This window comes from Legionella fallonii LLAP-10 (assembly GCF_000953135.1).
GTDB lineage: Bacteria > Pseudomonadota > Gammaproteobacteria > Legionellales > Legionellaceae > Legionella > Legionella fallonii.
This window is the reverse complement of record NZ_LN614827.1, coordinates 764,615-778,603: the sequence shown is the minus strand read 5'-3', so window position 1 is coordinate 778,603 and position 13,989 is coordinate 764,615. Positions and strand designations below refer to the sequence as shown.

Here is a 13,989-nt window from a genome sequence, read left to right as displayed (position 1 = left end):
CGCTCGTGTTTTCTGAAGTGATCAATGAAGATCATTGAATTTACAAGGAGATGTATTATGAAAGAAAAAACAGATAAAGCCGCGCTAAAAAAAGCTGCTCAGGAAAAAGCGGCGAAAGAGAAAGCGGCACATAAAAAAGCCGAGCAAGAAAAAGCAGAAAGAGAGGCCGGTCAAAAGGCAGCTTATAGCATGGTCAAAGAAGGATTAAAAGGAATCAAAGAAGCGCTACTCAAACGCTGTGATAGCGCAGCACATTTTCATTCTATAGTTGCTAGTTATAACAGTATTGATGTCAAGAGATCGGATGTCCAAGAGCATCTCAAAGTAAATGCGAGGTCACGCTCTAAGATAATTCAATTAGAAAGCGACATAGCCAAACTAATCGAAGCGAACAGACAGCTCTATGGGGCAACTGAAGTACTTACAAGTACAATCGACAGGAAAATTGTAATTGAGTCACCTAATACAAAGGATACCGCATCTAAGAAAACAGAGACAACTCCTCCCCAAGAAACGGTAACAACTAAACCTCAATCACCAGTAACTCCCCCTCAAGAAACGACAACAACCAAGACCCAAACACCTGTAATAACTCCCCCTCAAGAAACGACAACAACCAAACCCCAAGCACCGGTAATAACTCCCCCCCAAGAAACGACAACAATTACGCCTAAAGCACCTGTAACTACCCCCCCTCAAGAAACGGCAACAACCAAGCCCCAAGCACCTGTAATAACTCCTCCTCAAGAAACGACAACAACCAAACCTCAAGCACCTATAATAACCCCTCCTCAGGTACCTGTAGCCACTAAACCCCAGGAACAAGTAACAGCTAAGCCTCAGCTACCTACAACAGCTCCCCCTCAGGAAACGGCAACAATTCCTCCTCTGGTTCCGGTAACCGCTCCCACCACTAAACCGCTTGATGCAGCGACTAAAGAGGAACATAAAGAAAAAGCGCTACAATTGCGAAATGTAAGAGAAAAACAATTAAGTGAATTCACCAAATATCTTAATCAGCTAGCGGCAAAACGAGATAAATTTCATGAAGAATACCCGAAGGATCCCCCGGAGCATCCTCATAAAATCTATGGTGCTATGAATTTATTAGTGATGTCCCTGGAACAATCTGCTGAATCATATAAAAGCGGTTCAATCGATCTAGACCAATTTAAATTGGAAACCAGCCAAGCCATACGCGACAAACGCAATGGAATAATCAGTGAACACCGAGGTTATAAAGAAATATTAGTTAATCTGTTATTGGCTATTGGTACCTTGGGTATTGGTTATGCTCTTGCCGCATTATTTACTCAGAGTTTTACGCCAATAAAAGTTAATACGGATAGCGCAAACCAACTGGATGAAACTCAAGAGGCAGTTAATAGGCTACAAATGTAAGCGTTCAGTTCATGGTGCCAACTTTGCCTACATTCCGCGGTTTGTCCTCATAAGTGTTCACTTACGTCAGGACATGCCGCGAAGCTTAGGGATAAAATTTACTATCAAATTTTGTTCGCTCTAGGCCCAATCACAATTATTTAAGTATTTTGGGGATAATTGTCATCCTTTTTATCATCATTGATTTTCTCTTGAGATTCCTTTTTTTCCTCTTGTTCGTCTTTTATTTTTTCTGATTGAAACATTCCCAAATTTTCTAATGATGAGAGTCCCCTCTTGATTTTTGTAGGTTTTTTTTCTTTTTCTTTGCCGTCTGCTTCTAAGTGACTATGTTTCCGTTTGTAGCCTCTATCTTTAGGCTCACCCGCATCTTCAGAGACTTTTGTTTTTTTTGCCTGTTGTCCCTCTTCAGTCTTTATTTCCTCCAAACCAGGTTCAGGAGATTTCCGCTTTCCACTGGGGGTTCTCTGCAACTCTTCCTGCAGCCTCGCAACTTGATTATGTAACTCTTCATTTTCTTGCCTTAATCCACTATTTTCCTTTTGTAAATTATGTAGCATGGAGTTATTAGCATTTAGTATATCGATTAATGAACGACACTCTTGCTCTAACTGAGGGCATCTAGTTTTATAGCCCTCATATCGCTTGAGCTGAATGTCTTTATCAGCTAATCCAAACATCAACGGCACAGTTGGAGAATCAGTGATGTCAAGCGCCGAAAATCCGTCATTATTTTCTGCTGCTGGATTTGCGCCTTGTTTCATTAAAGGAATTAAAAAATCTGTTACAAATTGAAAGGATTCGTTATCAGGGTTACTCTCACCGGCATACCATTCTTTAGCTAAATGATGCAAAAGAGTCTCCCCATTTTCGTTTTTAATTAAATTAATATCCCCCACTAATTTGAAACACGAAGTCAATCGTCCGGAAAGAGGGAGCCTCTCTCTAAATAAGTAAGAATAATTTTTTGAAAATAATTCATATAAAAATAACCCTCTTTCTTCTGGGGATTTTAATTGCTTCGTTTGTTCATGAATTTGGTCTCTTAAAAAATCATAAAGATCGTCATCAACCTCTCCCAACCTTAAATCACCGCAATAGTTTGCTAAAACAACTAAGGGTGTATAACCTTCATTATTTTTTTCTATAAGAGCTTGAGGATTCCCTTCTATCAATACTTTCATCACCTCTATATACCCCTGCTCAGCAGCAAGATGAATCGGCAAGGACAACTTCCCAGTTGTCCTTGCATCAGATTTAGCTCCTGCCGCAATCAACAGGCTGACTACATCGCTATAACCATTGCAAGCGGCTAAATGAAGTGCTCTATATCCATCGGCACTTTCAACTTCCAAATCAGCTTTCTTTTCAATGAAATAAGCCACCAGAGCTTGATTGCCACATTTGGCAGCACAGTGTAAAAGATTTTCATTATTCTCGAGCACCTCATTAAGAAGCTCTGGGTTCTGCTCAATCAATGTATGAACAGCTTTTAAACTGTTCGACGATAATGATCGTAAAGATGCAAAATTGTGAATAACCCCTCTTCCTTGCTCATCTCTAATCAAGGGATCTGCCCCTTTTTCCAGCATTAGAGCCATCAGATCAGGGTGGTGATACTTCATGGCCACAAGAAGTAGCTTATTTTTAGTCTCAGCATTAAATAGTTCCTCATTGTGTTCAATAAAATAGGAGACTATAGATGTTTGACCTGCTTGCGTTGCCAGTAAAACCGTTTGATAAAAATCATTGTTCTTATTCAGTAAATCAGGTTGATACTCCACCATCAGTTTAATAATTTCTAGATGACCAAGTACTACAATTAAATTAACAAGTCTCAATAAGCTCCTTCGCTCTCCAGGATTAAATTCTGTTCTAGAAATTAGCAATAGTAATTCTGCATAACGCTCAGGAGATTGATACTGAGAAAACTGCTGTAAAATACCTGATGACTGTAGAGACTCCACATTAAGCTCCGCTCCTTCTGCAATAAGCTGTTTTGCTGCGTCCACGCGATTAAATAGCATAGCAATAAAAAGCGGCTGCGATTTATCATTATCCTCAGCCCTAACATTCGCCCCTGCTGCAAGAAGTAGTTTTATAATCTCTACATTCCCATTCTTAGCCGCATAATGAAGTGGTTCAGCCCCATCACTACTCCGAGCCTTAGGATCAGCCCCTGCTTTAAGAAGTAACTTGACTACCTCTAAGTGACCGGCCTTAGCAGCCCAATGAAGAGCGGTCATCCCTGAGGAAGAGGACGGACCTCTACTATGTGTTTGCACGCCTAGTTTGGCGTTGAGACTGATAAGATAATCAACCACATGACTTTGACCATCGACTGCCGCCCATAACAGAGCAGTTTGGTTGGCATCATCTAGACTATCCAGTAAATCTGGTCGAACCTTAAGAATCTCCTGTACTAGACCAAGACGACCTTCACGTGCAGCACAATGAAGTGGTTTAAGTCCTTTCCCACATAGTGTATCAAGCTGGCTGGCTATGCTGTTTACGTCTATACTCTGATTGCAGACAATACGCCAGTAAAGAAGGGATCTTCCCTGCGGGTCTATCCATCTTTTGTCTAATATCTCTCCTCCCTGCCCCTGGTATTTTCTTTCTATTTGTTGATAAAAGTGATCTAATACCAGCTGATTACCTACTTTTTTAGCCAGGTCAAATAAAGTGCTGACATATTTTTTATCTAACAAATTTAAGTTTAGATTCATTTTCTTAAGGCTAGCAATATCAGACTCAATAATGGCCGCAGCTATTTTTCGCAGTTCTTTTGGCCAAGCTGTAATCTCACGTACATAAGCCTCGCGAAATTCTTTATACCAATTAATATTTGATTGATTACTTAGACCATTAACTTGATGAGGAAAACATTGCGCAAATTTCATCTTCCACAGAACATTATCCTTAGCTAATTCCGCTATGAATTTATTCGTTAATGATAAGGTAGCTAACATTCTAACAGGTAAGAATGAAAATATACCTGTTGTAATTTCTGCAGGAGCTTCCTCCAAAATATTTTTTATATTCTCTAGTGAAACCTCTGATAAATAAGAGGCCACAAGTTGTTCAATCTCTTCTGGCGAATAGGGTGACAGAGAATCAGTCAAAGATTTTTCAACATCCTCTAACGATAATCCTGACAAAGGACTTTCAATATCCTCTAATGAAAATTCTGACAGAGAATCAACTTCACGTTCCTCAGATTGTTCAAACTCTTTGTCACGCATGAACTCTCTCCATAAATATCGGAACAATATGATTAATTATAATACAAAAAAGAGATTTTGAATTCTCTTCTTTATGAAAGACCTTTGTCTACATGCTTTTATCATCCATTTAAGAGAGTAGCTTGGTCGACTTTGGCCTTTTTCTAATTGCCGACGAAAGTCGGCATCCATAAAACTTTAACAGTCTATGGATACCGGCTTTCGCTGGTAATTCGTAAGAGTAGACCTCTTGCCAAACTCGCTGTGATTAGGTTGCTTGCTCAATTTGATAAGTGCCTCGGGCATCGTTCAAGGGCAAATAATCAAGATCAATATTTAATTTTTCTCCAGCCGCTAATTCACAAATAGTTGAATTAATCACTGAATTCCCACCAAGCGCCGCATAACAACTCTGTTTACCATTTACCAATTTGAATACGGATACACTGCCTTTATTTAAAACAACTTGAACAAATTGACTTTTGGTTGTCTGGTTAACAATAGAAAATCCTCCCATTTCGAGAGTAAGATGCCATTCAACCGGATTAAATGAAAAAGAGTGCTTAATAACTACAGAATGTTTTGCAAATACAGGGAAACTGGTAGCAAAAAGGCCTGTTAATAAAAGGGCCGTTAATAACTTTATAATGCTCATTCCTCAATTCCATTAGTTTTGTGCTGGACATCATAAACTTGAAACTCAATCTGTGCAATTCCTGTTACAAACAAAGACTGGACTTTAAAAGGTTAATTTTATTTCGTTTCCCAAAAATAGTATTGCATCCGTTCCCAATGGGACAGGTACATTATTATATCCATGACCGATACCATTGAGTCTAACCACAGGGATATCACAATGTACCGCAAAACGGTGTAACACTGGATCAATACGCGAAGAATTATCCGGCTCTTTTCCCTCAAGAAAATCGGCTAATACAATGGCTGCAGCCTGGTGAAAGACACCTACCTGTGTCAGGTGCTCCAACATGCGATCGACCCTATAACCTCGTTCCCCTATTTCTTCTATCAAAATAATTTTATTACGTGTCTCTATATGCCAAGGAGTAGCTATCCCTGCCTGAATGAGCGATAAATTTCCTCCTGTGATGGAAGATTGAATCACTTGATTTTTTATAGCATGTTGGTTCATTGCTATTAATCCAGTCAACTCAAAATGCTTGACTGTGCCAAATAAAATTGCTTTTAAAGAAGCAATAGATTCTGCGGAAAAACGATCAGGGGCTGAGGCACCATGAATTGTTGGCCACGCCCATGCCTGCTGTAAATAAAGTTGAAGCGCGGTAATATCACTCATGCCTACAAAAATTTTTGCTGACTCAGGCGGCGCAATCTCCTTTAATTTTGGAATTAAGCGCATGGAGCCATAACCACCTCGTGCACAAAAAATGGCTTTGCTTTGTGGATTTAATAATGCTTGTTTCAAATGGTTAAAGCGTGCTTCATCCGTATTGGCACACAATATATCTGTTCCGAAAATATCTTCTTTAACAATACAGTGTAGCTGCCATGATTCCAGTAACTCTCTCATGGCAGCGAGCTGTTGATCGGAGCAACGTGATGCAGGAGCAATAATTTCAACGGTATCTCCCGGTGTTAAAACAGGCATTTTTTGCATTGTTTATTCCAAAGTAAGATTATTTAAGTTCAACATAGATTCCCTTCGGCGCGGAAAGACAAATAAAGTCAGAACATGTAACCCGGTTGCGAGCAAGAGATCTACAATTATGGGTCCTTGCCTAACTCAAAACCCTTTGTTGAGCCGGGGATCTATAGAGGCGAAATCTCGTTTTTATGCTCTCTCCCTAGCCCTCACTGCCATTAAGTTAAGGGATTATTTAATGCCGAATTAACGCGGCTTCCACCGCGGTATCCATAACTGGAACCACATGACGTTTACGCCGTCTCGAAGCCTCTATACCAAGACCAGCAAAGCTTCGAGACAGCGGCTAAAGCCTCAGCCCCCACGGATTCAAGACTTTCCCCTTTAGCTTGCAGCTATGAGCCAGGAGCCCAATCTACTTATTAAATTGATACCATTACAACCCCTCAGGCTACTTTAGAATATAAAGCAAGCGCATTGCCTTCTGAATCGAGAATAATGGCTCTATGCCCATAAGGCCCCATTTGTTCTTTAGGGCTTAATATTTTACAGCCTTGCTTTTTGGCTTCATCCATAGCCTGCTCCAATCGTCCTTCAACATTAAGATAGACTAAGGGACCATTTTGAGAGGGTTTTCTATTCTCCATCACACAGAGACAACCTGAAACATTGTCTTGAGTATGTGGTAAAAGGCCAAACTCAAATCCGTGCTCTGTCATTTTTTCAACAGGTTTGCTTAAAACAGCTGAATAAAAGCGAATAGCTCTATCTAATTCAACTACAGGGATGTCAATCCAGCAGAACGTATTATCTTGACTCATGGTAATGCTCCTTATCTCATGTTTTGTCATCTTAGGATCAATTACTAGGCACCGATAGCGGCTTAGTAACAAAGGGAATTTTACAGAGTACTTTATCATACCCTAAGCAGTGAGTTTTCGTTATTTGGTCAAATAAGTCTAATTTTCTTCTAATTAAGTTATCTCGTGGGCTGCCTGGATTTCCCTCAAACCAAATATTAGCTATATTCGTATTTTGCAGTAAAGCGTCTATTCCTGTTATTCCTATTTGGTTATAGGCTAAATCAAGATACCAAAGTGTGGTATTTTGCGCCAAAGCAACCGCCCCCAAATCACCGATATTGTTATGAGCCAGCATCAGAATATTAATTGATGTATTCTTTGCCAAGGCCTCCGCGCCCGCATCACCTAGTTGATTATTTTCAAGTACAATAGAGGATAAATGAGGATTAGATGCCAAAGCCTCTGCACCTTGATCATCAACATGATTTACTAAATTGGGAAAATCCATATCATCGTAGTTACTCAATTGAACAAACTCCAAATTGTCCATAGCGGCTAGTGCTGCAGCACCCCGTGAACCAAGATTGGTATTAGACAAATCAATAAAATTGATGTGCTCATTAGCTGCCAAAGCAATCGCCCCCTCATCGCCCAAGTTACTATACCCCATTGCAAGCGAGGTGAGACTCGGCATTTGAGCAATCAGAACCGCATCATTAACTCCCAAATTACTGTAATACAGACCTAATGCAGAAAGCGTTTTATTCTGTCCAAGAGCAGCAATACATTCATGATCTATAGGGCTAAGATCTCCTATCCAGAGGGTATCTAAAGTCGTGCTCTTTGCCAAAGCTAAAAATCCATCAGAATCTATTGGATTATTAAGTAGAACCAACCTTTTTAACCGGGGATTTTTTGCTAAAGCGATTGCCCCTGTATCACCGACTCCGCTATCTAATGCATTAATAATCTCAAGCCTCAAATTATTGGCAATAGCTGCCGCGCCATCAGAGCCAATGGGATTTTTGCTAATATCAAGATAAGTAATAGATGATATTTCAGCTAATTGAGAGGCGCCTTCGGGGCCAATATTATTATTGGATAAAGAAAGTAAAGAAATGTCTTTGTGTTCTTCAAGATAGGTGCATAACCTTGAGATATCCTCATCATTTAACATGCAATCATCCATAATTAAAAACTTCATCCCACTATACTCGATTACCTTATCGTTTACCTGAGCAAGGCATTTATTGGGTTTCCTTAGCAACTCCACTACAGTCAGTCTATTATTTGATGAGTTGCCAATCATAGAAAATGACATCAAACTGATAAGTGAAGATAAAATAAATACAGAATTTCTAAACATAAGACCTATCCCTAATTATTAACGCTATCATCCATCGAGTATCATAAAAATGTTTCTGCAAAAGATAAATAGCATAACGGAATGCAAAGCAAAATATCGCGGATAAGCCTCGATGTATCGAGGTTAATGATGATAAGAAACCTAAGGCTACTTGGATATCAGATAAGAATAAAAAATATGGGGCAAATAAATTCAAAATCCACATCAATATTGCTACTCTTTAGATTAAGATAACTTTTATTTCTATGAATTATTATGAGCAACGATCCAATTGAACGTTTTTTACAATCCCCCGCCTTTGCTGTCGCAGGCGCATCATCTAATAGAGAAAAATACGGTAATAAGGTTCTCCGTTGTTATTTGCAAAATGGGAAAGTTGTTTATCCCATTAATCCTCATGAACAACAAATTGAAGGAGTGTCCGTTATTCATGCAGTTGATGACTTACCTAAAGAGGTAGACAGTATTTCCATCATTACTCCACCACAAATTACAGAACAAATTGTGGCTGATGCAATAAAAAAGGGAATAAAAAACATCTGGATGCAACCAGGGGCAGAAAATGATGCCGCGATTGCCAATGGCATAAAGCATGGAATTAATATCATTGCTAGAGGGCCTTGTATTTTAGTTATTATGGGATATCAAGAGCACTAAGCATCCGCAATGGCTGTTCACGATATCGATCCCCTTGAATTTATTATCTTGTGCAAAAATTTTCTGAAATTAAGCTATTTTAATAATTTGTTAATCTTAATAGATTACACTATGCACAATAAATAAACCTCATTTGGATGTTAAATTTATGTCGTCATATAGGTCATATAAGTCATATAAAAAGAGCCTCTCATTCTTCTGTAATGAAATAGACAGTACTTATGATGATGTACTTCATTCGGTCATAAAACTTATTCATGAAGGGTTAGAGTTTTATACTCCTCATATAGAAATCAATTTTATTTTAAGGCTTATATCCAAATTACGGCACGATTTTGAGCAGAATCCTCATGCAACTATGGAGTTATTAGAGGAAATGTTAAAGGGTGGTCATCTTAAGTTGGTAGACGATGGTTCATTGTATAATGAATTAGTTGCAACATTTCAAGAGTGTCTTCACGAACGCAGCTCCTCTCATGAATCCAGTGCCCAGCAATATTCTTTTTCGGGTCCGGTAGTTAAAGAAGTACTATTCGGTGTTTCTTATGATGAGAATGGAAATCGCAACACATGGATTCAATTTGAAAAACATAATACACGAAATATATTCAATCTGATTTTACATCTCTTGGATTATATAGTTCATAAATTCACCGGAAAAAATGTTGGTCCTTTTGGCCTATCAGAGTACACAGAACAGAATCCGTTAGTTTTAAGCGCTTAATAAATTAAACCGCTTTTAAAGAAAAACCGTAGCCTGGGTAAAGCATAGCATAACCCGGGTTTTCTGCCATCTATTCATCAGTCACAAGAATAGCGGAGTATGGTCAAGTCGTTGCGGCAGAGGGAGGGGTTAGTTTCCCGGGTTGCGGCCTACGCCTCCACCCAGGCTACTTTATTATGTACCAAGGGAATAATCGACTTTAAGTTGATTATCCCCTTATATCATTTTATATATCAAATGAGCAGTGGGCTGTTAATTCCGCGTCATCCTTAGCTGTATGCGATGTTCGGGTAGACGGGAACATATTAAATGGACTAACAACAGAAACTTTTGATGCCATGGTTTCAATACGGGCTATTTTTTCCGCCAGATCTGCTTCAAGGAGATTTACTTCCATCAACTCCTCCTCAAGCATGTCAATAAAAGCATTATGATCCGGACCATTATCGATAAATTCTTGAGGATTTTTAGAAAACGTCGACCTAAAAAGCTCGTCTACTTGAAGAGTCATAGCTTCCAGTGATAGCTCCATATTTTTTGCACGTTTTTCATTTAGAACATCATCAAATTTATTTTCTATTAGCCGACCTAATTCAACAATGCCATGAACTATTGGTGCAGCTAATAAAATTGCAGATATTGATTCTATGATTACAAGAGTCAGTCCGAGTAAAGGAAGGGTTGCGGTCAAAGCCATTATTAACGCTGGTGCGACAATAACAGTGGCTAGGAATAGCATATATAATGCTATCATAGTGCTATAAGCAAGAATCGGTTTTAATACATCATATATTGGTTCTAAATTGTCTGCTGAATCAAGCAATTCTTTTGCTTCTTTGATTTTTGCTTCTATTTCTGCCTTCAGTTTTTCACCACTAGGATCTTCTTCTAGTATTTTTGCATATCGTTCTTGAGCTTCTTTAGTGACTTCAGAATGCTTTTCTAATTGCTGAAATACAGTGGACGACAATTTTCTAATTGCTGCAATATCTGTTTCGATAGCCGCAATCCATTGTTTTAATTGTCTTCTCTGTTCAAACTCTTGAACAAACTCCAATTCTCTTAGTAAACGGTACTTTAATTTAATCTGTTGTATCAAGGTGATTTTATAAATATCTCGTAACGTATCAGGAAAGAGATCTGAGCCTTTAAAGGCATAAGGCATTAGTACCGGCTTCTTCAAGAATATAAAACTTAGAGCAGCAGATAGGTTTTCCAATGAAGGAAACAATAAGCTAATAGATAGGTTAGCGTCAGAAACTTTCTGGGACAATCGTTGATTGTTATAGGATTTTTTAGCTTCTTCAATATTCTTCGCCCCAATTAACGAAGGTAATGCATCATCAGAATATAGTTTAGGATTCAATGATGAAAAGATAGGTGCAAATTTAACCTGAGTTAACTGTTCAACTAAACTTGGATCTGCTTTAAGTTGAGCTAACGTCACTGGTTTTAAGTCAGCAGTATTTAATGTTGCCGCAGGGTTTCCAAGAAAGAATGAAGGCTTAGATGCTGCAATCTCTTCTTCTGAAGCCTCATCAAGGAATTGCAGTACATCATTCAATAAATAAATAGAGCCATCACTTGCTTTTATAAATTGCTTATCCAATTCAGGGGTGGTTTTTACTGCCCCGTCTTCGAGGGTTATTAAGTTTAAAGTTTCAAGATAGTCTAAAAAATCATTTAACTCTTGGGCTGTCTTAAAGCGTATAGGTTGTAATGGCATAATATCCCTCAATAGACGTTGGATTTAAAAACGATCGCAGTGTACTGTATTTGTCCTTAAATATCCACATTTTGCTCATGAATTAATAAAGCATGCTCTCTTTTTTATTTATTGTTTATATATCAATGAATTAGAAATATCCCGGGTTATAGCTTGCGTACTCGGCCAGGCTACAATTTATTATGAGCCAGGGGATTAATCGACTTTAAGTTGATTCTCATAGTCTATATCCCCTAGGACGATATAATTTTATATCTCAAATGATCCGCGGGCTGTTAATTCTGCTTCACCCTTAGCTCTATCCGATGTTCTGGCAGACGGGAACAGATTAAAGGGATTAACAACCGAAACTTTTGGTTTCATGGTAGCGATACGGGGCATTTTTTCTGCCAGCTCAGCTTCAAAGGTATTTACGTCCACCGAATCTTCCCAAAGCATGTCAACAAAAGCATCATGATCCGGACCATTGTCGATAAACTCTTGAGAATAGAGAGAAACGACCGTAGATCGAAACAATTCGTCTACTTGAAGAGAAACAACTTCCAGCGATAGCTCTTGATTTTTTGTATATTTTTCTTTTAGAACATCATCAAATTTATTTCTTATTAGTTGACCTAATTCAAAAATACCCATAACTAGTGGTATAGCTAATAATGGTGCAGCTATTGATTCTATGGCTAGAAGAGTCAGTCCGAGTAAAGGAATGGGTGCGGTCCAAATCGCGGTTAACATTAAAGTAACAATAAGTGCAGCTAGGAATAGCACATATAATGCTACCATAGTGCTATAAACAAGAATTGGTTTTAATACATCAAATATTGGTTCTAAATTCTTTGCTGAATCAAACAATTCTTTTGCTTCTTTGATTTTTGCTTCTATTTCTGCCTTCAGTTTTTCACCGCTTGGATCTTCTTCTAGCATTTTTGCGTATCGTTCTTGAACTTCTTTAACTGTTTCAGTATGTACCTCTAATTGCTCCAATACAGTGGACGACAATTTTTTAATTGCTGCATTCTCTTTGTCGATAGCCTCAATCCATTGTTTTAATTGTTGCTGCTCTTCCAATCCTGGAACAACCTCCAATTCTTCTAGAAGACGGTACTTTAATTTAATCTGTTGCATCAATGTGATTTTATAAATGTCTCGTAGCGTGTCAGGGAAAAGATCTGATCCTTTAAATGCAAAAGGTACTAGCATTGGTTTCTTCAATGATACAAGAGGCAATAAACTGCCCACACTAGCTGCTGATAGAGTTTCCAATGAAGGAAATAATGAGCTAAAAGATGAGCTAGCCTTAATAACTAGCTGTGATAATCGTTCATTGTTATAGGATTTTTTTACTTCTTCAATATTCTTTGCCCCAACCAACGAAGGTAATGCATCATCAGAATACAGTTTGGGATTCAATGATGAAAAGATAGGTGCAAGGTTAACTGGAGTTAACTGCTCAATTAAATTTGGATCTGCTTTAAGTTGAGCTAACGTCACTGGTTTTAAGTTAGCCGTATTAAATATTAACGCCGCATTTCCAATAAAGAATGAAGGCTCAGATGCTGCAATCTCTTCTTCTGAAGCTTCATTAAGGAATTGCAATAGATCATTCAATAAATAAATAGAACCATCACTTGCTTTTATAAATTGCTTATCCAATTCAGGGGTGGTTTTTACTGCACCGTCTTCGAGGGTTATTAAGTTTAAAGTTTCAAGATAGTCTAAAAAATCATTTAACTCTTGGGCTGTCTTAAAGCGTATAGGTTGTAATGGCATAAAATCCCTCAATAGGCGTTGGATTTAAAAACGATCGTAGTGTACTGTATTTGTCCTTAAATATCCACTTTTTGTTCATTACTTAATAAAATATGCTCTTTTTTATAAATCAACGAATTATAAAGATCCCGGGCTAGGGCTTAGGCATTGTTCACCTAATCTACAATTGATTATGAAGCAGTGGCGTGCTCGACTTTAACACGGATACCGGCTTTCGCCGGTAATTCGAAAATGAATAGAGCACTTAATTAAAAATATTGAGAAAAGACTATCTAGGCACGACGCTAGGTCCAACATATCCTCCGCTGCTATGATGCCCATACCCTCGACCACCATGCCAATGTCCATGTCCATATTGACCAGAAGCACTATTCCATCCTTGAAAATAAGAAGTTACATAATTATGCTTATTACCATAATCGACTATGCCATAACCTAAGCCGTAATCATCAACACCATAGCCATATTGATAATCAGTGATTCCATAGTTCAAACCATAACCTTTTCCAAAATCTGAACCATAACTCACATTGCTCACGCTACCAGGGTAAATTTTACCTAGATAAGCATAGTCAGTATTATAGTTATATCCTGGAGAATAATCATTTCTTGTTGCACAGCCGGTCAGATAAGTTGTAACGGTAAGGGTTAAAATTGCTACGGTGTTTTTATACATAATTACATCCTTGCAGGCAATTGT

11 protein-coding genes are annotated in these 13,989 nt (G+C 38.3%); 3 read left to right on the top strand and 8 right to left on the bottom strand.

The annotated features are described in order from the left end of the window. Window positions 1-57: 57 nt before the first annotated feature. Window positions 58-1,401, top strand: coding sequence for a hypothetical protein (locus tag LFA_RS03065; protein WP_045094873.1), 1,344 nt, complete (start codon window positions 58-60; stop codon window positions 1,399-1,401). Between the two features lie 140 nt (window positions 1,402-1,541). On the opposite strand, the gene LFA_RS03060 is transcribed toward LFA_RS03065, so the two are convergent. From LFA_RS03060 to LFA_RS03040, 5 genes are all read right to left on the bottom strand, one after another. Further along, window positions 1,542-4,646: an ankyrin repeat domain-containing protein gene (locus LFA_RS03060; RefSeq protein WP_045094872.1), complete on the bottom strand. Its 3,105-nt coding sequence runs from the start codon at window positions 4,644-4,646 to the stop codon at window positions 1,542-1,544. A 247-nt stretch (window positions 4,647-4,893) separates the two neighbouring features. Continuing rightward, window positions 4,894-5,280: a hypothetical protein gene (locus tag LFA_RS03055; RefSeq protein WP_045094871.1), complete on the bottom strand. Its 387-nt coding sequence runs from the start codon at window positions 5,278-5,280 to the stop codon at window positions 4,894-4,896. A gap of 84 nt (window positions 5,281-5,364) precedes the next feature. Next, window positions 5,365-6,261 carry a S66 peptidase family protein gene (locus LFA_RS03050; protein WP_045094870.1) on the bottom strand — a complete coding sequence of 299 codons (897 nt, stop codon included), beginning with the start codon at window positions 6,259-6,261 and terminating at the stop codon, window positions 5,365-5,367. A gap of 431 nt (window positions 6,262-6,692) precedes the next feature. Then, entirely contained in the window at window positions 6,693-7,067 is a 375-nt protein-coding gene (locus LFA_RS03045; protein WP_045094869.1) for a VOC family protein, read from the bottom strand. Between the two features lie 37 nt (window positions 7,068-7,104). Further along, window positions 7,105-8,415 carry a leucine-rich repeat domain-containing protein gene (locus LFA_RS03040; RefSeq protein ID WP_045094868.1) on the bottom strand — a complete coding sequence of 437 codons (1,311 nt, stop codon included), beginning with the start codon at window positions 8,413-8,415 and terminating at the stop codon, window positions 7,105-7,107. Window positions 8,416-8,670: 255 nt separating this feature from the next. Here LFA_RS03040 and LFA_RS03030 point away from each other — a divergent pair, with 255 nt between their 5' ends. After that, window positions 8,671-9,072 (top strand): CoA-binding protein, encoded by a 402-nt coding sequence (locus LFA_RS03030; protein WP_045094866.1) that lies wholly within the window; start codon window positions 8,671-8,673, stop codon window positions 9,070-9,072. A 148-nt stretch (window positions 9,073-9,220) separates the two neighbouring features. Then, entirely contained in the window at window positions 9,221-9,796 is a 576-nt protein-coding gene (locus tag LFA_RS03025; RefSeq protein WP_045094865.1) for a hypothetical protein, read from the top strand. Window positions 9,797-10,022: 226 nt separating this feature from the next. Here LFA_RS03025 and LFA_RS03020 read toward each other — a convergent pair whose 3' ends face one another. From LFA_RS03020 to LFA_RS03010, 3 genes are all read right to left on the bottom strand, one after another. After that, window positions 10,023-11,522: a coiled-coil domain-containing protein gene (locus LFA_RS03020; protein WP_045094864.1), complete on the bottom strand. Its 1,500-nt coding sequence runs from the start codon at window positions 11,520-11,522 to the stop codon at window positions 10,023-10,025. Window positions 11,523-11,771: 249 nt separating this feature from the next. Then, window positions 11,772-13,289, bottom strand: a complete 1,518-nt coding sequence (locus LFA_RS03015) for a hypothetical protein (protein WP_045094863.1) — start codon at window positions 13,287-13,289, stop codon at window positions 11,772-11,774. Window positions 13,290-13,557: 268 nt separating this feature from the next. Further along, complete coding sequence (locus LFA_RS03010) at window positions 13,558-13,965, bottom strand: hypothetical protein (protein ID WP_045094862.1); 408 nt, start codon at window positions 13,963-13,965, stop codon at window positions 13,558-13,560. Window positions 13,966-13,989: the final 24 nt, after the last annotated feature.

Excerpts from the sequence above, each read along its gene's own strand:
- LFA_RS03065 (WP_045094873.1), top strand. The coding sequence starts at position 58 with ATGAAAGAAAAAACAGATAAAGCCGCGCTAAAAAAAGCTGCTCAGGAA.
- LFA_RS03060 (WP_045094872.1), bottom strand. The coding sequence starts at position 4,646 with ATGCGTGACAAAGAGTTTGAACAATCTGAGGAACGTGAAGTTGATTCT.
- LFA_RS03055 (WP_045094871.1), bottom strand. The coding sequence starts at position 5,280 with ATGAGCATTATAAAGTTATTAACGGCCCTTTTATTAACAGGCCTTTTT.
- LFA_RS03050 (WP_045094870.1), bottom strand. The coding sequence starts at position 6,261 with ATGCAAAAAATGCCTGTTTTAACACCGGGAGATACCGTTGAAATTATT.
- LFA_RS03045 (WP_045094869.1), bottom strand. The coding sequence starts at position 7,067 with ATGAGTCAAGATAATACGTTCTGCTGGATTGACATCCCTGTAGTTGAA.
- LFA_RS03040 (WP_045094868.1), bottom strand. The coding sequence starts at position 8,415 with ATGTTTAGAAATTCTGTATTTATTTTATCTTCACTTATCAGTTTGATG.
- LFA_RS03030 (WP_045094866.1), top strand. The coding sequence starts at position 8,671 with ATGAGCAACGATCCAATTGAACGTTTTTTACAATCCCCCGCCTTTGCT.
- LFA_RS03025 (WP_045094865.1), top strand. The coding sequence starts at position 9,221 with ATGTCGTCATATAGGTCATATAAGTCATATAAAAAGAGCCTCTCATTC.
- LFA_RS03020 (WP_045094864.1), bottom strand. The coding sequence starts at position 11,522 with ATGCCATTACAACCTATACGCTTTAAGACAGCCCAAGAGTTAAATGAT.
- LFA_RS03015 (WP_045094863.1), bottom strand. The coding sequence starts at position 13,289 with ATGCCATTACAACCTATACGCTTTAAGACAGCCCAAGAGTTAAATGAT.
- LFA_RS03010 (WP_045094862.1), bottom strand. The coding sequence starts at position 13,965 with ATGTATAAAAACACCGTAGCAATTTTAACCCTTACCGTTACAACTTAT.